Annotated in this window: 20 protein-coding genes, 1 pseudogene and 1 riboswitch; of the genes and pseudogenes, 7 read left to right on the top strand and 14 right to left on the bottom strand. The window is 68.5% G+C overall.

The window, feature by feature from the left end; all coding sequences use genetic code 11:
• Positions 1-7 precede the first annotated feature (7 nt).
• Positions 8-829 (top strand): hypothetical protein, encoded by an 822-nt coding sequence (locus ACE11G_RS15795; RefSeq protein ID WP_006896939.1) that lies wholly within the window; start codon positions 8-10, stop codon positions 827-829.
• 177 nt (positions 830-1,006) lie between these two features.
• Here ACE11G_RS15795 and ACE11G_RS15790 read toward each other — a convergent pair.
• From ACE11G_RS15790 to ACE11G_RS15775, 4 genes and pseudogenes are all read right to left on the bottom strand, one after another.
• Positions 1,007-2,255, bottom strand: a pseudogene (locus ACE11G_RS15790) (MCE family protein).
• Positions 2,256-2,632: 377 nt separating this feature from the next.
• Positions 2,633-3,457, bottom strand: a complete 825-nt coding sequence (locus ACE11G_RS15785) for an ABC transporter ATP-binding protein (protein ID WP_375003023.1) — start codon at positions 3,455-3,457, stop codon at positions 2,633-2,635.
• Complete coding sequence (locus ACE11G_RS15780) at positions 3,454-4,527, bottom strand: iron ABC transporter permease (protein ID WP_006894174.1); 1,074 nt, start codon at positions 4,525-4,527, stop codon at positions 3,454-3,456. Before ACE11G_RS15780 ends, ACE11G_RS15785 begins: the two co-directional genes overlap by 4 nt.
• On the bottom strand, positions 4,524-5,720 hold the full coding sequence (locus ACE11G_RS15775) for an ABC transporter substrate-binding protein (protein WP_006894175.1): 1,197 nt from the start codon (positions 5,718-5,720) through the stop codon (positions 4,524-4,526). Before ACE11G_RS15775 ends, ACE11G_RS15780 begins: the two co-directional genes overlap by 4 nt.
• An 83-nt stretch (positions 5,721-5,803) precedes the next feature.
• Positions 5,804-5,860: riboswitch (cobalamin riboswitch) on the bottom strand.
• Between the two features lie 94 nt (positions 5,861-5,954).
• On the opposite strand from ACE11G_RS15775, the gene ACE11G_RS15770 reads away from it, so the two are divergent.
• Positions 5,955-6,665, top strand: coding sequence for a rhomboid-like protein (locus tag ACE11G_RS15770; RefSeq protein WP_375003020.1), 711 nt, complete (start codon positions 5,955-5,957; stop codon positions 6,663-6,665).
• Here ACE11G_RS15770 and ACE11G_RS15765 read toward each other — a convergent pair.
• The 4 genes from ACE11G_RS15765 to ACE11G_RS15750 form a co-directional block, all read right to left on the bottom strand.
• Positions 6,617-8,662, bottom strand: coding sequence for a prolyl oligopeptidase family protein (locus ACE11G_RS15765; protein WP_375003018.1), 2,046 nt, complete (start codon positions 8,660-8,662; stop codon positions 6,617-6,619). The two genes, ACE11G_RS15770 and ACE11G_RS15765, sit on opposite strands and share 49 nt — an antisense overlap.
• Before the next feature lie 37 nt (positions 8,663-8,699).
• Positions 8,700-10,058, bottom strand: coding sequence for an MFS transporter (locus tag ACE11G_RS15760; RefSeq protein ID WP_006894178.1), 1,359 nt, complete (start codon positions 10,056-10,058; stop codon positions 8,700-8,702).
• A 232-nt stretch (positions 10,059-10,290) separates the two neighbouring features.
• Complete coding sequence (locus tag ACE11G_RS15755; protein WP_006894179.1) at positions 10,291-11,559, bottom strand: NADH:flavin oxidoreductase; 1,269 nt, start codon at positions 11,557-11,559, stop codon at positions 10,291-10,293.
• A complete protein-coding gene (locus ACE11G_RS15750) occupies positions 11,556-12,137 on the bottom strand; it encodes a TetR/AcrR family transcriptional regulator (protein WP_006894181.1) in 582 nt (193 codons plus the stop codon). Before ACE11G_RS15750 ends, ACE11G_RS15755 begins: the two co-directional genes overlap by 4 nt.
• A gap of 114 nt (positions 12,138-12,251) precedes the next feature.
• Between ACE11G_RS15750 and lpdA the strand changes: the two genes are divergently transcribed.
• Positions 12,252-13,637: a dihydrolipoyl dehydrogenase gene (gene lpdA, locus ACE11G_RS15745; RefSeq protein WP_006894183.1), complete on the top strand. Its 1,386-nt coding sequence runs from the start codon at positions 12,252-12,254 to the stop codon at positions 13,635-13,637.
• Between the two features lie 91 nt (positions 13,638-13,728).
• Entirely contained in the window at positions 13,729-14,604 is an 876-nt protein-coding gene (locus ACE11G_RS15740) for a DNA-3-methyladenine glycosylase (protein WP_006894184.1), read from the top strand.
• A gap of 30 nt (positions 14,605-14,634) precedes the next feature.
• Here the strand turns inward: ACE11G_RS15740 and ACE11G_RS15735 are convergent, their stop codons facing one another.
• The 6 genes from ACE11G_RS15735 to ramB form a co-directional block, all read right to left on the bottom strand.
• Positions 14,635-15,288: a metalloregulator ArsR/SmtB family transcription factor gene (locus ACE11G_RS15735; protein ID WP_278125995.1), complete on the bottom strand. Its 654-nt coding sequence runs from the start codon at positions 15,286-15,288 to the stop codon at positions 14,635-14,637.
• A gap of 18 nt (positions 15,289-15,306) precedes the next feature.
• Positions 15,307-15,666 (bottom strand): cupin domain-containing protein, encoded by a 360-nt coding sequence (locus tag ACE11G_RS15730; protein ID WP_045537542.1) that lies wholly within the window; start codon positions 15,664-15,666, stop codon positions 15,307-15,309.
• Entirely contained in the window at positions 15,653-16,465 is an 813-nt protein-coding gene (locus ACE11G_RS15725) for a class I SAM-dependent methyltransferase (protein WP_045537569.1), read from the bottom strand. The genes ACE11G_RS15730 and ACE11G_RS15725 overlap by 14 nt, the downstream gene beginning before the upstream one ends.
• 73 nt (positions 16,466-16,538) lie before the next feature.
• Positions 16,539-17,183 carry a class I SAM-dependent methyltransferase gene (locus ACE11G_RS15720; RefSeq protein WP_375003014.1) on the bottom strand — a complete coding sequence of 215 codons (645 nt, stop codon included), beginning with the start codon at positions 17,181-17,183 and terminating at the stop codon, positions 16,539-16,541.
• Complete coding sequence (locus ACE11G_RS15715; protein WP_222110947.1) at positions 17,180-17,731, bottom strand: carboxymuconolactone decarboxylase family protein; 552 nt, start codon at positions 17,729-17,731, stop codon at positions 17,180-17,182. Before ACE11G_RS15715 ends, ACE11G_RS15720 begins: the two co-directional genes overlap by 4 nt.
• A 27-nt stretch (positions 17,732-17,758) precedes the next feature.
• Positions 17,759-19,168 carry an acetate metabolism transcriptional regulator RamB gene (gene ramB, locus ACE11G_RS15710; protein ID WP_082083902.1) on the bottom strand — a complete coding sequence of 470 codons (1,410 nt, stop codon included), beginning with the start codon at positions 19,166-19,168 and terminating at the stop codon, positions 17,759-17,761.
• Between the two features lie 77 nt (positions 19,169-19,245).
• Between ramB and ACE11G_RS15705 the strand changes: the two genes are divergently transcribed.
• From ACE11G_RS15705 to ACE11G_RS15695, 3 genes are all read left to right on the top strand, one after another.
• The gene (locus ACE11G_RS15705; protein ID WP_052692381.1) at positions 19,246-20,019 is read left to right on the top strand and encodes a hypothetical protein; all 774 of its coding nucleotides are present in this window, start codon (positions 19,246-19,248) and stop codon (positions 20,017-20,019) included.
• A gap of 363 nt (positions 20,020-20,382) precedes the next feature.
• Positions 20,383-21,675 carry an isocitrate lyase gene (gene aceA, locus ACE11G_RS15700; RefSeq protein WP_006894192.1) on the top strand — a complete coding sequence of 431 codons (1,293 nt, stop codon included), beginning with the start codon at positions 20,383-20,385 and terminating at the stop codon, positions 21,673-21,675.
• A 158-nt stretch (positions 21,676-21,833) separates the two neighbouring features.
• The gene (locus ACE11G_RS15695) at positions 21,834-22,715 is read left to right on the top strand and encodes a 3-hydroxybutyryl-CoA dehydrogenase (protein WP_006894193.1); all 882 of its coding nucleotides are present in this window, start codon (positions 21,834-21,836) and stop codon (positions 22,713-22,715) included.

The raw sequence follows: 22,715 nt of genomic DNA, 5'->3' as shown, positions 1-22,715 counted from the left end.
CGGCACCGTGCGAAGCGTAGTTTCCGGCCTGTTCACCGTGGTCGCGATGATCTGCATGATCGTCGCGGTGCCGAGCATGTGGCTGTCACAGAGAGTCGTGTCGTCGGACGGGTTCACCTCTTCGGCGGCGGAAGCCGCGCACAGTTCCGAAGTGCAGGACTACTTCGCCCAGAAGGTCGCGGCGTCGGTGGAGGAGAACACCGGATCCAAGGTCGCGAGCGACCTGGTACTGCCCGCCGCGAAGAACTACGCGCGCAGCGACGGCTTCGTCGAGGACTTCTCCGAGGTCGCGAGGCAGCAGCACAGTTGGCTCTTCACCGCTCCGGCACCGGACGCCGACCTGCACATTATGGAACTCGACATCAGTCCGATGATCAATCGGGTGATCGCGTCGGCCCCCATCCCGGTGCCCGTGTCCATCGGTCATCCGGTGATCGTGACGATCGATCAGAGCCAGATCACTGCGGGGTCGCTCGAAGACAGCGGAAAGATCATCGACGTCGTGTCGTGGGTGACGGTGATCGGCGCCGTGATCGCGGCGGTCATCGCACTGCTCGTGGCCAACCGCCGCAGCACCGTCCTCGCGTGGCTCGGCGTCGGTGCGGTCCTGGCGGGCGTGGCCGGCTGGGGGCTGGCGGCATTCACCAAGCACATCGTGAGCGAGCGGCTGGCCGACACCGAGCAGGCCGCGCGCTCCACCATCGAGGTGGTGGTCGGGGTGATCGCCGATCACCTCACGACGGTGTCGCTATTCGTCGGGGTCGCCGGCGCGGTGGTGGCGGTCGTGGGCGTCATCGCGCGCGTCGCGGCGGGACGACGCTACGCGTAGCGGTACCGGGGTCGGTCCGGCGGTTTCGACTCGCTCCGCTCGCTCAACCAGCGGAAAGGCGAGCCCGTGTCAGTCGAGTCGAGCCAGCCGCATCCCTTCCATGGGGTTGAGCGGGTCGTGTTTTGTTATTTCAGGCTTGTTGAGCGAGCGGAGCGAGTCGAAACCCCCGACCCCCCATCACGATCGCGGTCGCACGCCCATGAGTTGCGCGAGCTGAGTGGCGAGGGGGTTGAGGTTCAACTTGTCCGGATCCTTCTTGGCCGTGTGATCCCACGGTTGCGCGTAGGCGGGATCGGCGAGTGCAGCGTTGTTCGCGCCGCGGACCGCCGTCGGGCTGCCGGTCGGCACCGTGCAGTGCACATCGGTGTTGAACCGAAAGTCGTCGTAGCGCTGGTCGAAATCCGGGTTCTTGCGCTTGATCTCGGCGATCATCTCGCGGTGCTCTCGTAACCGCGCGTGCACGACGGCGGATTCCCCGTTTCGAGCACGATTCCGAATCGGATCGAACCGTCGGGCGAGGCCGCCGTATGGCTGCCCGCCGACAGTGCCGAGAGCATCCAGAACGTCGGCTCGGCGGCATAGGACGCCGGAGCGATCGCGTGGACCGTCCCGCCGAGCCGGCCGATCAGTTCGGTGGCCTCGTCGCCGGTCTCGTCGAGGAGACGGGAGAGCGCAGACGCAGCGCGCGGACCGTCGGTGAGGATCCGGCGGACCGCCGGATCCGATGACGCCAGCGTCGCGGTGACCGCGTCGAGATTCTTCGACCAGCGCAGAATCTCGTCGGACTGCTCGTTCTGGGTCGCCAGAACCGAGTCGGCGGAGGTGATGAGCCCGATCGTCTCGTCGAGGCTCTCGACGCCCTCCTTCGACAGACGGTCGAGGGAGTCGACGAGCCGGCTCATGTCGTCTCCGCGGCCGTTGAACGCCGCGCCCAGTTCGGTGACGGTTCTGCGCAGCGCATCGACGGGGATCGTGTCGGTCAGGTCGATGGCCGACCGCACCACTTCGTCGAGCCGAGGCGGCAGCCGGTTCTCGTCGATCACCGAGCCGTCGCGCAGGTACGGTCCCGCGTCGGAGGGCGGCTGCAGATCCAGGAACTGTTCTCCGATCGCCGATCGGTCGGAGACGACGGCGACCGCCGAGGCCGGAACCTTCGCCTCGCTCGAGTCGAGGGCCAGAGTGACGTCGATCCCGCCCGGGACGAGCGACATCTTCTGCACCCGGCCGATCTCGACGCCGCGGTAGGTGACCTGCGCTTGCTCGAACAGTCCGCCGGAGTCGGGCATGCGCACGGTCACGTGGTACACCCCGACGCCTGCCGCCTGATCGAGGCGCGCGTATCGGATGCCGCCGTAGACCGACGCCACCAATCCGATCAGCAGCACGACGATCAACTGGTGCGCACGAGACGACTGAGCGGCGGCATGCAGTCCCTTTCCGGTCGGAAGAGTTCGAACGCCCGCGATTCATCCAGGAGCGTAGGAATTGACGGCAGAAGAATGCCGACGATCTGCGATGACGTCGTGACCGTCGGTGCTTGCTGATGTTAAACGCAGGGGTCGGAAGCGAGGCAAGCCCGGTATGTCGGGAGTGGGGCGGGTAACAGTGGTGATTTGGAGTGAGGCGGCGGGAGGAGAGGGCAGGGGGCGGGGTGTGTCACGGTGGGTGGGCGTGCGGGTGCGGATGGTTTCGACTCGCTGCGCTCGCTCAACCAGCGGGCGGGAAGCTCGCTCGGCCGGCGGGCGGGAGGCTCGCTCAACCAGCGGGCGGGAAGCTCGCTCAGCCGGCGGGCGGGAGGCTCGGTCAGCCGGCGGGCGGAGGCTCGACCGCCGGACGCTGCGACGAACCGTCCTTCACCTCGAAGACGAACCTCTCCGGATCGAAGCGGAGCCGGCCTCGATCGAAGGCGGCGGAGACGGCGCCGGAGGAGGCCACGTCGAGCGGGGTGCCGGTGTGCATCACGCCGCCGGGGGCGAGGAGCCAGATCGCGTCCGAGAGGCGCATCGCCAGCTCCAGTTCATGGGACGACACCAGGACCGTGAGATGCTGCTCGCGGGCCAGCGTGCTCAGCAGATCCAAGAACTCGACGCGCGACGGTGCGTCCAGGTGTGAGGTCGGCTCGTCGAGCACGAGGAGTTCCGGATCCTGCGCGAGGGCGCGGGCGGCGAGGACGCGCTGCGCCTCGCCGTCGGACAGGTCGTGGAAGGGGCGGTCGGCCAGCGCCGCAGCGCGAACGGCCTCCAGCGCCCAGTCGACGCGCAGGCGATCATGGGCGCCGAGCCGGCCGGTGGCGCCCAGATAGGGAGTCCGGCCCAGCTCCACCACTTCTCGCGCGGTGAGCCGGCCCGGGTCGACGATCTGGGTCCCGACGGTCGCGATCCGGCGAGCCAGCCGGGCCGGCCTCATGCGTGTGACGTCGGTGCCGTCGGCGAGGAGAGCCGATCCCGACAGTGGTCGCTCCAGACCGCAGACGGTCCGCAGCAGTGTCGACTTTCCGGCGCCGTTCGGACCGATCAGCGTCGTCAACCGGCCCACCTGCGCCTCGGCGGTCAGATCGGAGGCGATGGTGACCGGCCGTCGGCCCCGGTAGCCGATGGTCAGCCCGGCCAGGGTGAGACCGGCCGTCATACCGCACCGCCGTTCCCACGACCGCGCAGCAGAACGGTGATGACCACCGGCGCGCCGATCAGAGCGGTGACCGCGTTGAGGGGCAGCGAACTGTCCTTACCCGGCAGATCTGCGACGATGCCGCACCAGATCGCGAGCAGCGCTCCCACGAGGACGCATCCGGGCAGAATCACCCGATGATTCGAGGTGCGGAACACTCCGCGCGCGAGATGCGGAATCACGAGACCGAGGAATCCGACGGGTCCGCAGTACGCGGTGACCACACCGGTGAGAACCGCGGCCGACAGCAGCGTGACGGTGCGGGTGAGACGCAGGTCGACGCCCATCGACCGCGCGTACTCTTCGCCGAGCAGCAGGGCGTTGAGCGCTCGCATCGAGGTCGACGACAACAGGACGGCACCGAGGATCACAGGTGCGGCGACGCGCAGGTCGGACCACGACGTCGCGGAGAAGGTCCCCAGGCCCCAGATCATGTACTTCTGGACCGAGTCGGGATCGGCGTAGACGATGAGGACTGCGACGAGCGAGCCGGTGACGGCACCGATCATCACGCCGATCAGCAGCAGGGTCACCGCGCTGCGGACCCAGACCGCGAACAGCAGGATCAGTCCCAGCACCGCCGCGGCACCGAAGGCGGCGGCCACCACGCTTCCCGCTCGTCCCCAGCCCGCGAGGCCGCCGGCGAAGGTCGCGGCGCCGGTGACTCCGCCGCCCAGTGCGACCAGCGCCACGCCCAGGCTGGCGCCGGAGTTGGCGCCGAGCACATAGGGATCGGCGAGGGGGTTCCGGAACAGGGTCTGCATCTGCAGCCCGGCCACTCCGAGCGCGGCGCCGACCAGCGCGGCAGTCGCGATCCGCGGCAGCCGCACCTCGCGCAGAATGAAGTCGCTCCCCGCGTCCAGCGCGTGACCGCCGGTCAGTACCCGGAGCGTCTCCGCGGGCGGGATCGCGACCGATCCGACCGCGGCGGCCACCAGCAGCGACGCGAGGAGTGCGACGGCGAGTCCGACCCAGACCCCGGATCGGGCGCGTGGTCGCCGGGCTGCCGCCGAGGTCCGGACCGGTGTCATCGCTGCGGCAGATGGAGGTAGAACTCGAAGGCATGACCCGGGAAGAGATCCGGGTGCGCAATTGCGGCGATGTCCGCCAACACGAGGTCCGGGCGCAGCACACCAGTCTCCCAGTAGTCGTTGCCGCCACCGGAATTGACGGCCTTGGTGCTGTTCCACGCTTGTTTCGCCGGACCGGCGAAGGCGCGGTACCGCGGATCCTGCTTGTCGAGATCGGCCACAGAGTTCACCGTCGGGTCGCTCAGCAGCCACACGGCGGAATCACGGGCGCGGGCGATGACCGATTCGATCGACAACTGCAGGCTGCCCGCGGCGCGATCGTCGATCCACGGATAGGTGGCGCCGGCGTCGGCGACGAGCTTGCCGAAGTAGCTGCCCCCGGAGGGCATGGTCCACGAGCCGTTGGCGATCGAGCCGAGCAGGACCGGCGTCTTCGGCACTCCCGACAGCCGGTCGGCCACGCTGCGGTACTGGGACTTGATGTTCTGGTAGACGCTCGAGGCCTGCTTCTCGGTGCCGGTGAGGGCGGCGAAGAACTTGAGCCATTCGGCGCGGCCGAGTGGGCTCTCCTCCAGCCAGTCGGCGTCGGCGAGGACGGGAATGCCCGCGTCGCGGATCTTGCCGAAGGCCGGACTGTCGCTGCCGTCGGTCACGAGCACGTCCGGGCGTCCGGCGATCACCTTCTCAGCGTTGACGGCGCCGGCGTCGGTGAACTGCTGCACCTTCCCTGCGTCGATCCGCTCGACGATCTCGGGAGTGGAGACGAAGCCGGTGGTCGCGACCCCGGTCACCGCATCGGCCGCGCCGAGAGCGGCGAGTCCCGGCAGATGCGTCGTCGAGCCCGCGTAGACGGTCCGCACGGGAACCTCGACCTGAGGCGCGTCCGCGAGTTCTCCGGTCAGCTCCGGGGCGGGGGCGCCGCATCGCACCAGAACGTACGACGCGGGCGGCGCTCCCTGCGCCGGATGCGCCACGGTAACGACCTGGTACGAGCGGTGATACTCGATGGTCAGGCCGGTGGCGTCCTCGATCGTCGACTTCTCCGGGAAGTAGTCCTTCGACGGGTCGAAGTCGGTGATGCAGTCGCGTGCGGCTCCCGCGGAGCGGGGCGCCGGCGACGAGCAAGCGCTCGCACCGAGCGGAATGAGGACGGCGATGCTCGCGAGCAGGGCGCCGATGCGTGGTGATCGCACGTGCAGACCTCCCTCGGGGAGGCTCCGCCCCCGGGATCTCGGTGGCGCGACGCAGGAGGGTCTGGCTGCCGCCCGCGGGGATCGTCTCCTGCCGGGCAGACCACAGTGGCGGGACCGCACCGGAATCGCACCGGATTTCCTCGTCTGGCATCGCGTGCTGGACGGCGCAAATCTAACACGCGCGGTTCGCGGGCAGATCTGGCGCGCGGTGGTCGGCGGGCCTACCGTGAGACGGTGACCAGCGTTCGGAGCAGGTGGCGCCGCGGCCTCGGCGCCGTCGCGCGATGGATTCGGAGCGCGCCGGTCACCTACGCGTGGCTGGTGATCCTGCTGGCCACCACCATCGTGGCGCACCGGGTGTCGCCGCAGCGGCTGGACCGGATCCTGGGCAAACGGTCGACGAACATCGACAACCTGCTGCACGATCCGGTCCGTGCGATCTTCGGCAGCCTGTTCTGGCTCGACGGCGCGTACTGGATTCCGTACGTCGTCGGATTCACCGTCTTCCTGGTGCCCGCGGAACGCTGGCTCGGCAGTCGGCGGTTCGTCGTCGTCGGCCTGAGCGGACACATTCTCGCGACCCTGGTCAGCCAGGGGCTCGTCGGCGCCGAGATCGCGCGCGGCGACGCCAATCCGTCGCTCACTTACGCCATCGACGTCGGGGTCAGCTACTTCATGGCATCGGTGATCGGCATCCTGGCCTACCGGTTTCCGCGGCCGTGGCGGTGGGTGTACGTCGCCGGGGCGACGGTCGCCTTCTGCGCACCGCTGGCGGTGGCTCCCGTGACCTTCACGGCGATCGGTCACGCGAGCGCGCTGCTCATCGGTTTCGCGTGGTATCCGATGGCCCGGGGACGGCCGATGCTGGACGTCGAGGCGACGGTGCGCCGGCTCCGTCAGCGCTCCGGAGCCGCGGCTCCGACTGTGCGCCACAGGAACTCGTAGGCCAGCGCCGATTTGAACGCCGCCTGGCGGTTGTCGGCCGCGCCGCCGTGCCCTCCCTCGATGTTCTCGTAGTACCGGACCGGGTGACCCTGTTCCTCCATCCGCGCCGCGAACTTCCGGGCGTGGCCGGGGTGCACGCGGTCGTCCCGAGTCGAGGTGGTCACGAGCATCTCGGGCATGGCGGCGTCGGCACTCAGCCGCTGATACGGCGAGTACCTCGAGATGAACTCCCACTCGTCCGGATCGTCCGGATCGCCGTACTCGGCCATCCACGACGCTCCGGCGAGCAACAGGTGGTACCGGCGCATGTCGAGCAGGGGGACCTGGCACACCAGCGCGCCGAACAGGTCCGGATAGGTGGTGGCCATGACCCCCATCAGCAGACCGCCGTTGGAGCCACCCTGCGCGGCCAACCGGGCCGGGGTGGTCAGTCCGCGCCCCACGAGGTCGCGGGCCACCGCCGCGAAGTCCTCGTACACCAGGTGTCGGCCGGCCTTCTGCGCCTGCGTGTGCCAGGCCGGGCCGTACTCGCCGCCCCCGCGGATGTTCGCGATCACGTAGATGCCGCCCCGGCTGATCCAGCTCCGCCCGGCGATACCGAGATAGCTGGGCGTCATCGAGTTCTCGAAGCCGCCGTATCCGTAGAGCAGGGTGGGACCGGACGCCACGTCGTCGCGTTTGACGACGAAATAGGGGATGGCCGTGCCGTCGTCGGACGTGGCGAAGAACTGTTGCGCCGACACGGCGGACGCGTCGTAGAACTCGGGGGACGATTTGATGACCGACACCCCCTCGGACGTGGAACCCTGGAGCAGGCTCGGGGCCTGGACGAAGGTGCTGGCCGACAACCAGATCTCGTCACTGTGATCGGGGTCGGTGTCGAGCACGCCGATCGTCGCGAGTTCGGGCAGCCCGTTCAGCGGCTCGGACTCCCAGGTGCCCAAGCGGAGAAGCTCGACGCGGGTGGCCACGTCGTGCAGCGTCACCATCACCAGGTGCGAGCGGGTGTACGCGAGGTCCTGCAGGCTGGTGTGCGCGTCGGGAGTGAACAGCACGCGGTGGGTGCGGTCGCCCGACAGGTACGAGGGGTAATCGAAGAGCAGCAGCGCTCCGGCCGGATGCTCCTGGCCGTCGACCGTCCACGGCGACCGCGTCAGGACGGTCAGCCAGTCGTGCCGGACGTCGAAGTGCGAGTCGGTCGGCACGTCGATGCGGAGGAGTTCGTCGCCGCGCAGTTCGTAGGCGATCTCGTTGAAGAAGTCCACCGACCGGGAGACGAAGTGCCGCACATGGCCGGGCGTCCGGTCGCAGGCTGCGCCGACGGCGACGTCGGACACCTCGCCCGCGAAGACCGTCGGGGCGTCCGCCACGTCGGTGCCACGCGACCAGCGCCGGACGGTCCTCGGATAACCGGAGGAGGTCAGCGCGGCCAGCCCGTCCGGCGTCTCGACGAAGTCGGTGCCGACGTACACCGTGTCGCGGTCGATCCAGCTGACGGACGACTTGGCCTCCGGCAGGACGAAGCCGTCGTCCACCCAGTCCCGCGCGAGTACGTCGAATTCCCGCACCACTGCCGCGTCGGCCCCGCCTCGCGACAGCGAGATCAGCGCGCGGTCGTACTCGGGCCGGTTCATGGTGGCGCCCGACCACACCCAGTTCTCACCCTCCGCCGCGGCGAGGGCGTCGACGTCGATCAGGACGTCCCATTCGGGTTCGGCGGAGCGGTAGCTGTCGAGAGTGGTACGCCGCCAGAGACCTTTCGGGTGCGCCGAATCGCGCCAGAAGTTGTAGAGGAAGCCGCCGCGCCGGCGCACGTACGGAATGCGTTCGTCGTTGTCGAGCACTTCGAGGGCGCCGGCTTCGAGTTCGGCGAAGCGCTCCGAGCCGGTCAGCTCGGCGACGGTGGGAGCGTTGTGCTCACGCACCCACCGCAGGGCGTCGTCGCCGGTCACGTCTTCGAGCCACAGGTACGGATCGTCGTCGGTCACGGCGTCCAACGTACCGGCGCCGGCGCGGCGGCCTTCCGGTGGCGGGCTACGCGCCCACCCGCGAGGTCTCGACAGCGTCCTCGACCGGCTCGGCACCCGGAGTCTTGGTTCCGGCGATCGAGCAACCGGCGGTCTCGCGCAGGAAGCTGAGGGCGATACCGCCCACCACGCACGCGGCCATCATGTACACGGCCGGGAAAAGGTTCCAGCCGGTCTGGTCGACGACGGCGTCGTTGACCAGGGGTGCCGTACCGCCGAAGGCGGCGGTGGACAGGTTGTACGAGATCGCGAAGCCCGCATAGCGCACGTGAGTGGGGAACATCGCGGGGAAGGTCGCCGAAATGGTCGCCAGCTGCGGGATGTAGAGGACGCCGAGCACGACGAATCCGACGATCGCCCATCCGAAACCCTGGCCCATCAGCCAGTACATCGGCAGCGCGAAGACGAACAGACCCACGAGGGAGACCCGCCACATCGGTTTGCGGCCGGTGCTGTCGGACCACATGCCGAACACCGGGATGAGCAGCATCATCACCACCTGGCCGATCAGGACCACCACCGAGGCGGTGTCCTCGCTCAGGCCGATGGTGCCCTTGAGGTACTGCGGCTGGTAGGCCAGCAGGGTGTAGTTCGCGATGTTGAGCGCGACCACCATGCCGAACATGATGAGGATCGGCTTCCAGTAGTGCACCAGCGTCTGACGCAGCTGACCGGTGATTCCGCCCGGATCGGCGACCTTCTTCTCCACATCGGTGTACAGCGGCGGATCGTCGAGCTGCGACCGCAGGTAGAGGCCGGCCAGACCCAGGGGGAGAGCGATCAGGAACGGGATGCGCCAGCCCCATTCCTGCATCTGCGACTCGCTCAGGCCGAGGTTCATCAGCAGGACGATGGCGGTTCCCGAGGCGAAGCCGGCCATGGTGCCGAACTCGAGGAAGCTGCCGTACCGTCCGCGCTTGTCGGCCGGCGCGTACTCGGCCATGAACGTGGCCGCGCCGCCGTACTCGCCGCCGGTCGAGAAGCCCTGCACCACTCGCAGTGCGATCAGCAGGATCGGAGCCCAGATACCGATCGACGCGTGGGTCGGCAGTACGCCGATCAGCGCGGTGGCCAGCGAGATCAGCAGGATCGTCAGCGCCAGGACGTGTTTGCGGCCGAGGCGGTCGCCGATCGGTCCCCAGACGAAGCCGCCGAGCGGCCGGAGCACGAAGGAGACGGCGAAGCCGAGCATGGTGCCGATGGTGCCGAGGTGGCCGGGGAAGAACGCCTGGGTGAGGTAGGTGGTGGTCGCGGCGTAGACGCCGTAGTCGTACCACTCGGTGGCGTTGCCGATCGCGGACGCCGCGATCGCCTTCCGGAGCGTCGCCGTGGAGGTGGCGTCGGTGGAGACGGTCGAGTCAGTCATCTGACCTCCGAATTGTCGATAGTCGTTTCTCGGGTCGGGCGAACTGGATTCATTCGACGGCGGCGACGTGGAGCGCCGCGGATCTGACTACCACTTCCCCCGGCCGGTAGGGCCCATCGACTCTCGGGTCAGTGACCCGAACGGACTAATCCTGCCTATCACGTTTCGCGGACCAGTGGAAACCGCGCGGACCGCGGGGCGGGTGGTCCCGCGGTCCGCGCGACGGCCGGAATCAGCCTGCGGCGGTCAGCGGATCGGGGACCTCTCCGGTCCGGATCGGGCAGCGGGTGTGGGAGTAGATGGTCGGCATGCAGAGGTTGCAATGCACGCACTTGCTGCGGGTGGACGGGTCCGCCTCGATGAGGTGCGGCAGATCCGGCTCGCGCAGCAGCGCGCGGCCCATCGCGACGAAGTCGAAGCCCTCGTCCATCGCCGTCCGCATCGATGCGTGATCGGTCACGCCGCCGAGCAGGATCAGCGGCAGGGACACCGCCCTGCGGAGTTCGCGGGCGAGCGGAAGCAGGTAGGTGTCGGTGTACGGATAGTGCTTCAGGAACAGACGGCCGCCGAGCTTCATACCGGTCTTGACCGGTCCGGCCATCGCCTCGGCGAACGATTCCAGCGGCGGCTCGCCGTGGAACAGGTACATCGGATTCAGCAGCGAACTCCCCGCGGTGGGCTCGATGGCGTCGATGAACCCGTCGCTCTCGAACAGTTCGGCGTATTTGATCGCATCGTCGAGATTGGTGCAGCTCCAAGGTCTGCCACCGCGTCCGCGGGCGGGTTTGCCGAGGCCGTCGAACATGTTGAGCTTGGCCCAGACAGCGGCCTCGTCGCCGACCTCGTTGCGCACCGCTTCGAGGACTTCGCGGGCGAACCGGGCGCGATTCACGGCCGAGCCGCCGTATTCGTCGCGCCGGTGGTTCAGCAGCGGTGACATGAATGCGCTGAGCAGGTAGTTGTGGCCGCAGTGGATCTCCAAGCCGTCGAACCCGCTGTCGACGGCCAGCCGCGCGGCGGTGGCGAACTTGCGCACCAGTCCGGGGATGTCGTCGCGCGCGACCTTCGCGGTCAGCGACATGCCCATCGGCGCGGGGATCCGGCCCGGACCGAGCGCCGGAAGCCTGTTGGACACGGCGTTCGCGACCGGCCCGGCGTGCCCGAGTTGAGCTGCGGCCAGAGCGCCTTCGGCGTGGATCGCCGAGGTGAGCCGCTGCAGGCCCGGGACCGCCTCGGGTCGCATCCAGATCTGATGGCGGTCGGTGCGGCCTTCGGGCGCGATCGCGCAGTAGGCGACCGTCGACATCGCCGCGCCGCCCGCGGCCACCTCGCGGTGGAACTCGATGAGCTCGTCGGTCACCAGTGCGTCGGGCGTCATGGCCTCGAAGGTCGCGCACTTGATGATCCGGTTCCGGAGCGTGAGCGGTCCGAGCACAGCTGGGCTCAGCGGGTCGTTCCCGGCTCTCGGTGCGGGATCTTTCGGATTCGGGCTGGTGGTCATCGAATGCCTTTCGGTAGGCCGGCGAGGCCGGCGATGAGGAAGTCGGACAGGGCTGCGACGTTGTCGGGGGAGATCTCCCGGGGTGCGGCGAACTCGGTCATCATCAGGCCGAACGCGAAGCGCCAGCGGCGTCGTGCGACGTCGGGGTCCAGGCCGGGCACGGTGGCGGTGAGCAGTTCGGTCCACACGTCGAGCTGGAACCACCGGCTGTCCCACGGCGCTCGCGGATGAGTGAGCACGAATTGGGCGAGGGTGCGGACCAGGGGTGCGGTCTCGGGGGCGGCCTGCAACGCGATGAGCGGGTCGAGAATCGCCTCGACGATGTCGGTGACGGTGCGCGGACCCGCTTGGAGTGTGTCGAGCTGGTCGGACCATTCCGGTTCGAGGCGGTCTTGGAGCAGCGCGGCGACCAGGGCCTCCTTCGATCCGAAGTGGTAGTGCACGGCCGCGGGGTTGGCGCCGGCCTCGCCGCACACCGCCCGCACCGACAGGTCGTCGTAGGGCACGGCGGTGAGGAGTCGTTCGGCCGCGTCCAACAGGCGCGAGCGTGTGGTGGCGGCAGTCGGGTCGACGGGCATCTGTTGAGCAGATCACATTTCAATCAGCGTTTCAATCACTGATTGAATTGTGATGCGTGACTGAGCGTGACCGGACACCTGCGTGGCACACAGGGGAGAAGTACGCTGAACTGCGTGGCTGAACATTTTCAAACAGTTGTCCTGGGAGCCGGTCCCGGTGGGTACGTGGCCGCGATCCGGTCCGCCCAGCTGGGCATGAAGACCGCCGTCATCGAGGAGAAGTGGTGGGGAGGTGTCTGTCTCAACGTCGGGTGCATCCCCTCGAAGGCGTTGCTGCGCAACGCCGAACTCGCACACGTCTTCAATCACGAGGCCAAGACCTTCGGTATCAGCGGTGAGGTGAGCTTCGACTTCGGAGCCGCCTTCGACCGCAGCCGCAAGGTGTCCGACGGCATCGTGAAGGGCGTTCACTTCTTGATGAAGAAGAACGGCATCACCGAGATCGACGGATACGGCGTCTTCCGCGACGCTGAGACGATCGTCGTCGGAGATCGGGAGATCACCTTCGACAACGTCATCATCGACACCGGTTCCACCGTCAAGCTGCTCCCGGGCGTCGCGCTGAGCGACAACGTGGTGACCTACGAGACGCAGATCCTCACCCGCGATCTGCCCGGCTCGATCGTCATCGTGGGTGCCGGCGCCATCGGCATGGAGTTCGGGTACGTACTCGCCAACTACGGCGTCGACGTCACCATCATCGAGTTCATGCCGCGCGTGCTGCCGAACGAGGACGCCGACGTCTCGAAGGAGATCGCGAAGGCCTACAAGAAGCTCGGCGTCAAGATTCTCACCGGCACCGGTGTGCAGAGCGTCGACGACAACGGCGACAACGTCACGGTGACGTACAAGGACGCCAAGGGCGCCGACGGAAGCATCACCGTCGACAAGGTCCTGATGTCGGTCGGCTTCGCTCCCCGGGTGGAGGGCTACGGCCTGGAGAACACCGGTGTCGCACTCACCGACCGCGGCGCCATCGCGATCGACGACCACATGCGCACCAACGTTCCCGGCATCTACGCGATCGGCGACGTGACCGCCAAACTGCAGCTGGCCCACGTGGCCGAGGCGCAGGGCGTCGTGGCCGCCGAGACCATGGCCGGCGCCGAGACGATGACGCTGGGCGACTACCGGATGATGCCGCGCGCCACGTTCTGCCAGCCGCAGGTCGCGTCGTTCGGTCTCACCGAGGAGCAGGCCGAGGCCGAGGGCTACCGGATCACCGTCTCCAAGTTCCCGTTCAGCGCCAACGGCAAGGCTCAGGGCCTGGCCGCCCCGGCCGGCTTCGTGAAGCTCATCACCGATGCCGAGACCGAGGAACTGCTCGGCGGCCACCTGGTCGGCGACAACGTCTCCGAGATGCTGCCCGAACTGACGCTGGCGCAGAAGTGGGACCTCACCGCTCGTGAACTGGCCCGCAACGTCCACACCCATCCGACGATGAGCGAGGCTCTCCAGGAGACCTTCCACGGCGCGATCGGTCACATGATCAACCTGTAGCGACACCCGCTCAGATCCGCTCGGCGAGGGCGCCGCACCGACACCCGGTGCGGCGCCCTCGCGTCTGCGGTCCGCGCGCACAATGGGTGGCATGCTGCAGCGCGAGTGGACGCCCGGATGGCGTGTTCCGGTGCGCGCGATGCTCTCACTGCACCGCCGGGGGCGGGCCGATCCGGCGTACCGGGTGGCGACCGACGGATCCGTGTGGCGCGCGGTCCACACGCCCGACGGTCCCGGCACGCTCGCGGTCGCGGGCCGCGCCGACGGTTCGGTGCTCGCCCGGGCGTGGGGGCCCGGCGCGGGCTGGCTCGTCGAGAACGTGCCGGCGATGCTGGGTGCGCACGACGACCCCGCGGCGCTGACCCCCCTCGATCGGGCGGTCGCACGTCTGGCGGAACGGGTTCCCGACCTCCGCATCGGGCGCACCGACCGCGTCTGGGAGGCCCTGGTGGCGGCGGTCTTCGAACAGAAGGTGGTGGGCGACGAGGCCTACCGGGCCTGGCGCTATCTGCTGACCCGATACGGCGACCGCGCGCCCGGGCCGGTCCCGGCCGACATGAGGGTGCCGCCGCCGCGCCCGAGGTGGCGGGAGATCACCGAGTCGGACTGGCACCGGAGCGGGCTCGAACCGGTGCGCGCTCGGACCGTCAGAGCCGCCGCGACGGTCGACGTGGAGCGGAAGGCGGACCGCCTCACCGCCCTTCGCGGCATCGGCCCGTGGACCGCCGCGCACACCCGGATACGCGCGGTCGGTGACCCGGACGCGGTCCCGGTGGGCGACTATCACACTCCGTCGGTCGTCGGACTCGCATTGATCGGCGAGCGGGTCGACGACGACGGGATGCTGGAGTTGCTGGAACCGTATGCGGGCCAACGCTATCGGGTGATCCGGTTGTGCGAGCTGGGTGCGGGGATGCCGGCCCGTCGCGGACCGCGGATGCCGGTGCGCGACTACCGCTCGTTCTGACATCCGAGTCAGCGTGCAGGGGTGCGAACTTCAGGTGGTGCGAACTGCAGGGGTGTGAACTCCGGACAACCGCAGCACGAGTTCGCAGTCGCCGGCCGAATCGGGCGAGACGTCGACGGCATAGGCGCCTCCCAGTGCCGGCGACGCCTGCTCGAGTGCGAACTCCACCGCGCCGCGGACGATGCCGTGGGCGATCTCGGGATTACGTGACGCGATGCTCTGCAGCGGGCAGCCGCAGACCGACAACTGGTGCTCGCCGAATGCGCTGAGCGCATCGGTCACCCGGAAGCCGAGCCGCGTCAGCATCGCCTCGACCACCGTCACCGGGTCGGGGACAGCGACCGCATCGACGTCGGCACCACGTCGGCCGCGTGCCCAGAGTCGGCCGGTCTCCGCGGCGACCCGTTCGCGTTCGGCCTCGGTCTCGCCGATGCGGCGCAGCAGCAGGTGCACGAGTTCGTCGGCGGACGGGGCGGGCACGATGCGGTAGACCACGCGCGGCCGCCCGACGCCGCGGGGTTCGGTGGTCTCGGTGACGGCCGAACCCTCGTCGACCAGGTTGTTCAGGTGGAACCGGGCGGTCGTGACGTGAACGCCCAGCGCATCGGCCACCTCATGCGCGTCCATTCCGTCCGGGGCGTCGGCGAGGAGCGCGCGGGCTCGGTCTCGAGGGCGCACGGGCATGGCGACCCCCTCCTGATGTCAGCTTCCGTGGATCATCACCAGTGTTACCGCACCGTCGGTGACCGCGTGCAGCGAGTGGGTCACCCGGGCGTCGACCCGGATCGCGGTGCCGGGTTCGAGCCGGACGGTGGCGCCCGCGACCGTGAAGTCCACGGCGCCCGACTGGCCGAGCACCACGATCGGGTGGGCGGCGAGGTGGTCGGGCATCTCCTGTCCCGCGCGGAAGGAGAGCCGAACGACGGTCTCGGTATCGCTCCGATGGATCCGCTTCACCGCCGGCTTCGACCCGGTGTCCCCGGTGTTGGGTGCGTTCAGTCCGGTCAGATAGGTGAACGGCGCCGCCGCCGTCTCACTGCCCGCTGTCTCACTGCTCGACATCGGGTTTCCTCACGATCACTTCGATGGCGGCCATCTGGTCACGGTACTTCGCGAACACCTTGCGCATCCCCAGGATCCGCTTGCGCGCCGACGGGTTGCGGGCCACGTTGAAGGCGATCCTCGCCGTCCCGGCCACACCCTCGTCGGCGATCATCCGTGCGGGTTCCAGGAGCGCCATCGGCGCGAACCGCACGCGCTCGACGACGAACCCCGATCGCTCCAGAGCCTCGCGCCACTCGGCCTCGGTGAGCGGGCGGGCGTTCACCTTGATCGAGCGTGCCAGCGCTTTGCGGATCTCGGTCTTCGCGTCGTCCGGCAGGGTGTCGGGATGCAGCGACAACTCGTGCACGGCGTATCGGCCTCCGGGACGCAGCACTCGGAACGCCTCGTCGATGATGGCGGATTTGCCTCGATCGGACTGCATGGTCAGCATCGCCTCGCCGACCACGACGTCGGCGCTCGCCGCATCGAGCCCGGTGTCGTCGGCGTCGGCGTGAACCACTCGGCCGCGGTCGCCGATCGCGGCCGCGGTCAGTGCGACGGCCTGCTCATCGGCTTCCACGCCGAGGTAGCTCCGCGGCCGGCGGCCGAGGATCTCGACCGCGGTCTTGCCGAGGCCCGGTGCCAGTTCCACCACGTCGGCGCCGGCGAGCGCGGCATCGTCGAGCAAGGCGGCGGTGAGCTCGCGGCCGCCGGGCCGCAGCACGCGCTTGCCGACCTTGGCGAGCAGCCAGTGGCCGGGCAGATCCTCGTCCCGGCGGTCGGACAGAGGGAGCTCTCCTGTATGCGGATCGGACATGACCACTCCTGCCTATTCAGCGGAATAAATTCCTTTAAATAGGCTAGCCTAAGCTAGTTCGCTTGCCTAGGGGTCAGACGCGAGGTCGCCGCGCGTGAACGTATTGGCCGACGCCGGTGATGGTCTGCTCCACGTGTGTCATCCCGAGATCGTCGAACCGGTCCAGCAACTCCCGGCGCCCGAAGATCCGCAGTCCCGACAGCCTGGCGACGAGATCGGCGCCGGGGACTGCGGCGATCGACGATCGCACGGAGGTGAAGACGATCAGTTCGCCGCCCGGCTTCACCACGCGGGCCATCTCGTCGAGCACAGGGAGCGGGTCGGGGATCAGGTAGAGCGCGGCGAGGCACATCACGGTGTCGAACGACGCGTCCGGCACCGGCAGTCGGTGGGCGTCGCCGCGGACGTAGGCGATGCGGTCGTCGCGGTGATCGCGCTGCGCCTGTTCGAGCATGCTCGCGGAGAAGTCGAGGCCGACGTACCGGCCGTCGCCCGTGAGCCCCGAGGCGGCGTCCCGGCTGTAGTTGCCGGGGCCGCAGGCGACGTCGAGGACGAGCCGTTCGCCGGGCCTGGCCAGGTAGGCGCGCAGCGCGCGGTCGTAGTCCAGAGTCTGCGATCCGCCGAGGCTGAAGCCCCTGGTGAACACCGGCCGCCAGAGGCGCTCGTAGATCTGCGAGAACGCCGGGTTGCCCATGAGTCGTTGCGCCACGGAGGTCATCGGCGACCGCTTCCCCGGAACTCGTCACGCTGGACGCGGAGCGCGGTGATGGTGGTCGCGAGCCCGTCGTACTGCTCCACCAGCAGGACGAAGGCGACGGCGCGGCGCTCGTCGAGGTGCCGGCGCAGCGCCTGCCAGGTCTGATCGCCCAGGTCGCGCTCGGCGACGAGTTCGTCCACGGCCGACAGCAGGGTTCGCTCGCGGTCGCCCCAGCCGGCGTCGGGTCCCTCGAGGATCTGCTCGAACGCCTCAGCGGTGATCCCCGCGCGTGCCCCCAGGCGTCGATGGTGGTCGAGCTCGTAGTCGCAGGAGCGCAGGTGGGCGACGCGGATGATGATCATCTCGGTCTCTTTGCGCGACAGTTCGCCGAACGGCATCATGCGCGACGAGTAGTGCAACCAACCGCGGAACAGGCCCCGGCTGCGGCCGAGCGTGGCGAAGATGTGCGGGTCGTCGGTGCCGGTGGCCAGGCCCATCGCGCGGACCACCAGCCAGTTCACCGGGCCGAGTTCGCGCAGAGTGCCGGGGGCGACGCGAGGTGTGTTCATGTCGACCCAAGGTAGTCCAGCCGCGGCTCACCCCGGCATGTACGGAGAAACCGTGCTGCGGTGTTCGTCGATCGCCAGATTGGCACCGAGTTGTGGAAAGGCGCGCTGGGGGCAGTTGAGACGGTCGCAGACCCGGCACCCGGCGCCGATCGGCGTCGTTCGCGCATCGGTGCCGATCTCGGTGCCGTCGGAGTAGACGATGCGTCCGGCGTGGCGCAGTTCGCAGCCCATGCCGATCGCGAACGACTTGCCGGGCTGCCCGTACCGCGCAGCGCGCCGCTCCACGGTGCGCGACACCCAGAAGTACTCGCGGCCGTCCGGCATCTCGGTGATCTGGGTCAGGATCTTGCCCGGCGAGACGAATGCTTCGTACACGTTCCAGAGCGGGCAGGTGCCGCCGCTGGAGGAGAAGTTGAAGCCGGTGGCCGACTGCCTCTTGGACATGTTCCCGGCGCGGTCGACGCGGACGAAGGTCCACGGGACTCCGCGCAGACTCGGCCGCTGGAGCGTCGAGAGCCGATGGCAGATGGTCTCGTACGAGACGGCGTAGAAGGCCGAGAGCCGTTCGATGTCGTAGCGGAAGTCCTCGGCCGCACCGTGGAACTGCCCGTAGGGCAGCATCGCGGCGGCGGCGAAGTAGTTGGCCAGCCCCTGTCGGCCGAGGGCCACGGCGTCGTCTGTGGTGAACCCGCCGTCGGCCACGAGTTCGTCGATCAGATCGCCGAACTCGAGGTAGGCCAGTTCCGCGGCGATCTTGAAGGTGCGCTGGCCGGCGGAGAGCGCCGCGGAGAATTCCAGCTGGCGCCGCTCGGGGTCGAACCGGTGCAGCACGTCGTCGCCCAGGTCGACGCGCCGGATGATCCGCACGCCGTGCCGGTCCTCGAGGCGCGAGGCCAGGCCGGCGCGGATGTCGGCCGAGTGCATGCGCATCCGCGAGGTCAGGTCCTCGGCGGCCTCGTCCAGTTCGTGCACGTAGTTGCGACGTTGGTAGAAGAAGTTGCGGACCTCCTCGTGCGGGGCGCTGATGGTTCCGCGCGTGCCGGAGTCGCCGCGACCGGCCGTCGCCGCCGCGAGTTGCTCGGAGACCACGCGGTACCGCTGGTAGATCCCGACCAGTGCTTCGGCGATCGCCCGGTGGCTGCCGACCAGCGACGCCACCTCACCCGCCTCGCTGGCGGCGGGATCGAAGTCGAGGTCCTCGTCCAGCAGTGCCTCCCGCAGTTCGGCGACGAGCCGGACGTCGTCCTGCGGGTCGAAGAAGTCGATGTCGAGTCCGAACAGGTCGGTGATCTTCGCCAGGACCGGGCCGGTCAGCGGCCGGTTGTCGTGCTCGATCTGGTTCAGGTACGACGCGGAGATGCCCAGCATGCCCGCCAGGGCCTGCTGCGAGAGTCCGCGGTCGGCGCGGAGCCCGCGGATCCGCCCGCCGACGAACATCTTCTGGCCGGCCGGGTGTTCAGTGCTCACGCGATGTGCCTCCCTCCCCGCGGCTCTCCGCCGGGTACGGTGCCGGTGTGCTTCGCTCCATTCTGTCCCGTTCCGCACTCGCCCGTACCACCGCACTCGCGGCCGCCTGCGCGGGTCTGATCGGCGTCGCCGGATGCGGGGACGGCAGTGCGCAGGAGCCGACGTTGCCCAGCCTGCTGCTCACCAGCGATCAGCTGCCGCCGGACTTCACCGCGGTTCCGATGATGGTCAACGATCTGATCGTGTCGAATCGCAGCACGCTGGAACAGTCGAAGACGGTGGCCTTCACCCCGCCGGAGTGCGCGCCCACCGCTGATGCCGAGTTCAATCCGCAACTGACCGAGGACAACTCGGCTCTGCTGGTGGCGCGATCGGACACCGGAGTCTTCAGTGAACTGCTCTCTAGCGTCCGCCGCGACATCGATGCGGACCGTCGTGCGACGACGGGCCCGTGCGCGGTCGTGACGGCGGTTCCCAGCAAGGGCACGCTGGCCGGGGCGCACATCGTGACCACGACGGTGGAACTGCCCGCGCTCCGCGACTCGGCCGTGGAGCAGTCGTTCCTGGTGCGCAGCGATTCGGTGACCACGCTGCCCGGCGGCGCCGTCCGCGCCCGCGCGGGTCTGATGGGCAACATCCTGGTCCGGCGGCCCAGCGGCGAGACCGTCACGCTGCAGCTGGGCCTGTCGACCGACGAACGCGCCGTCAGCGAGCAGGAGCGCGCGGCGGTGGTTCCGGGTTCGGCGCTCGTCGCGGCGCCGGTGACCGACGACGAGTTCGTGCGGCTCGTTCGAGACGCCGTCACGCGTGCCGCACGCTGATCTTCCGTCCTTTCGCGCCGCCGCCGTCTGTGAAGTGCCGCACTTTCGGCCGCGGTGCCCGTAGCCGCCGAGTGCCGCGGTCGGTGTCGCGCGGCCGAGCGTCCCGCGACGAGTTTTCCCAGTACGCGCGTACTTTTTTGAGATTCGGCCCGTGAGGTTCACACATCAATATTTACAAGCTTTGCAAAACCCGTCGGTAACATGCCCGTTATTTGCATCCATGTAGGGATTGAACTGCAGGTTTTCCCTATGGCAACCTGATGTCAGGCATCGCCTCAAGGTGTCAACCGGTTCGCAAGAATCGGATGGGGCCGTAAACCCTCAAAGCACTGCGATCGAGCAGTTCTAACGAAAGCGAAGGCTATGAGCAACGTCGGAAAGCCGCGTACCGCCGCCGAGATCCAGCAGGACTGGGACACCAACCCCCGCTGGAAGGGCATCAAGCGCGATTACACCGCGGAGCAGGTCGCTGAGCTCCAGGGCAACGTCGTCGAGGAGCACACGCTCGCCCGCCGCGGCGCGGAGATCCTGTGGGAAGGCGTCACCAAGGGTGACGACAGCTACATCAACGCGCTCGGCGCACTGACCGGCAACATGGCCGTGCAGCAGGTCCGCGCGGGCCTCAAGGCCATCTACCTGTCGGGCTGGCAGGTCGCCGGTGACGCGAACCTCTCGGGCCACACCTACCCGGACCAGTCGCTGTACCCGGCCAACTCGGTGCCGTCGGTGGTCCGCCGCATCAACAATGCGATGCTGCGCGCCGACGAGATCGCTCGCGTCGAGGGCGACGACTCGGTCGACAACTGGGTCGTGCCGATCGTGGCCGACGGTGAGGCCGGCTTCGGTGGCGCTCTCAACGTCTACGAGCTGCAGAAGGCCATGATCGCCGCGGGTGCCGCAGGCACCCACTGGGAGGATCAGCTGGCTTCGGAGAAGAAGTGCGGCCACCTCGGCGGCAAGGTGCTGATCCCGACCCAGCAGCACATCCGCACCCTGACCTCGGCGCGTCTGGCCGCCGACGTCGCCAACACCCCGACCGTCGTCGTCGCCCGCACCGACGCCGAGGCCGCCACCCTGATCACCTCGGACGTCGACGAGCGCGACCGTCCGTTCATCACCGGTGAGCGCACCTCCGAGGGCTTCTACAACGTCAAGAACGGCATCGAGCCCTGCATCGCTCGCGCCAAGGCCTACGCTCCGTACGCCGACCTGATCTGGATGGAGACCGGCAAGCCCGACTTGGCCCTCGCGAAGCAGTTCGCCGAGGCCGTCAAGGCCGAGTACCCGGACCAGCTCCTGGCCTACAACTGCTCGCCTTCCTTCAACTGGAAGCAGCACCTGGACGACGACACCATCGCCAAGTTCCAGAACGAGCTGGGCGCGATGGGCTTCAAGTTCCAGTTCATCACGCTGGCCGGCTTCCACGCCCTCAACTACTCGATGTTCGATCTGGCCTACGGCTACGCTCGCGAGCAGATGAAGGCGTACGTCGACCTGCAGGAGCGCGAGTTCGCTGCCGAGGAGCGCGGTTACACCGCTACCAAGCACCAGCGTGAGGTCGGTGCCGGCTACTTCGACAAGATCGCCACCACCGTCGACCCGAACACCTCGACCGCGGCTCTGAAGGGCTCGACCGAAGAGGGACAGTTCCACTAGGAACCGACGCGACCTTCGCTTGAAAGGTTGACGATCTCGTGATGATCCCGGGGCAGTGGGGTATTGAACCCCAACTGCCCCGGGATCATTGCTAAACAGGTAGTACTCCGCCGTTCGCGCGGCGCGACACGTCAGACAACACTTCAGGAGCCTTCATAATGGCAGGTGAGAAGATTTCACGCGTCGGTATCATCGGCGCAGGTCAGATGGGTGCAGGTATCGCCGAAGTGTGTGCCCGCGCGAACGCCGACGTCCTCGTCTACGAGTCGACGCGCGAACTCGCCGCGGCCGGCCGCTCCCGTATCCTCCGCTCCCTCGACCGCGGCGTCAGCAGCGGCAAACTCACCGAGCGCGAGCGCGAGCAGGCCTCGTGGCGCCTGCGATTCACCTCCGACCTCGGAGACTTCGCCGACCGCCAGCTGGTGGTCGAGGCGATCATCGAGGACGAGGAGGTCAAGACACAGATCTTCCGGGAACTCGACAAGGTGGTGACCGACCCCAACGCGGTGCTGGCCTCCAATACCTCGTCGATCCCGATCATGAAGCTCGGCATGGCGACCGAGAACGCGAGCCGGGTCATCGGCATGCACTTCTTCAATCCGGTCCCGGTGCTGCCCCTCGTGGAACTGGTGACCACGCTGATGACCTCCACCGAGGTCAGCGAGCGCGCCGAGGCCTTCGCGCACGACGTGCTCGGCAAGCAGGTGGTCCGCTCGTCCGACCGTTCCGGCTTCGTGGTCAACGCGCTGCTGGTGCCGTACCTGCTGTCGGCGGTGCGCATGGTGGAGAGCGGATTCGCCACGGTGGAGGACATCGACAAGGCGATGGTGCTCGGCTGCGCACATCCGATGGGTCCGCTCAAGCTCACGGACCTCGTCGGGCTCGACACCGTCAAGGCGATCGCCGACAGCATGTACGAGGAGTTCAAGGAACCGCTGTACTCGCCGCCGCCGCTGCTGCTGCGCATGGTCGAGGCAGGGCGTCTGGGTAAGAAGTCCGGTCGCGGTTTCTATCAGTACGGCGACGGCGCGGCCAAGTAG

Source organism: Gordonia sp. PS3, from assembly GCF_041950545.1.
GTDB classification, from domain to species: domain Bacteria; phylum Actinomycetota; class Actinomycetes; order Mycobacteriales; family Mycobacteriaceae; genus Gordonia; species Gordonia sihwensis.
This window is presented reverse-complemented; position numbering and strand designations above follow the sequence as displayed.

Excerpts from the sequence above, each read along its gene's own strand:
- ACE11G_RS15780 (WP_006894174.1), bottom strand. The coding sequence starts at position 4,527 with ATGACACCGGTCCGGACCTCGGCGGCAGCCCGGCGACCACGCGCCCGA.
- ramB (WP_082083902.1), bottom strand. The coding sequence starts at position 19,168 with ATGTTCGTCGGCGGGCGGATCCGCGGGCTCCGCGCCGACCGCGGACTC.
- ACE11G_RS15725 (WP_045537569.1), bottom strand. The coding sequence starts at position 16,465 with ATGTCCGATCCGCATACAGGAGAGCTCCCTCTGTCCGACCGCCGGGAC.
- ACE11G_RS15755 (WP_006894179.1), bottom strand. The coding sequence starts at position 11,559 with ATGACCACCAGCCCGAATCCGAAAGATCCCGCACCGAGAGCCGGGAAC.
- ACE11G_RS15785 (WP_375003023.1), bottom strand. The coding sequence starts at position 3,457 with ATGACGGCCGGTCTCACCCTGGCCGGGCTGACCATCGGCTACCGGGGC.
- aceA (WP_006894192.1), top strand. The coding sequence starts at position 20,383 with ATGAGCAACGTCGGAAAGCCGCGTACCGCCGCCGAGATCCAGCAGGAC.
- ACE11G_RS15760 (WP_006894178.1), bottom strand. The coding sequence starts at position 10,058 with ATGACTGACTCGACCGTCTCCACCGACGCCACCTCCACGGCGACGCTC.
- ACE11G_RS15735 (WP_278125995.1), bottom strand. The coding sequence starts at position 15,288 with ATGCCCGTGCGCCCTCGAGACCGAGCCCGCGCGCTCCTCGCCGACGCC.
- ACE11G_RS15695 (WP_006894193.1), top strand. The coding sequence starts at position 21,834 with ATGGCAGGTGAGAAGATTTCACGCGTCGGTATCATCGGCGCAGGTCAG.
- ACE11G_RS15750 (WP_006894181.1), bottom strand. The coding sequence starts at position 12,137 with ATGCCCGTCGACCCGACTGCCGCCACCACACGCTCGCGCCTGTTGGAC.
- ACE11G_RS15715 (WP_222110947.1), bottom strand. The coding sequence starts at position 17,731 with ATGAACACACCTCGCGTCGCCCCCGGCACTCTGCGCGAACTCGGCCCG.
- ACE11G_RS15740 (WP_006894184.1), top strand. The coding sequence starts at position 13,729 with ATGCTGCAGCGCGAGTGGACGCCCGGATGGCGTGTTCCGGTGCGCGCG.
- ACE11G_RS15720 (WP_375003014.1), bottom strand. The coding sequence starts at position 17,183 with ATGACCTCCGTGGCGCAACGACTCATGGGCAACCCGGCGTTCTCGCAG.
- ACE11G_RS15730 (WP_045537542.1), bottom strand. The coding sequence starts at position 15,666 with ATGTCGAGCAGTGAGACAGCGGGCAGTGAGACGGCGGCGGCGCCGTTC.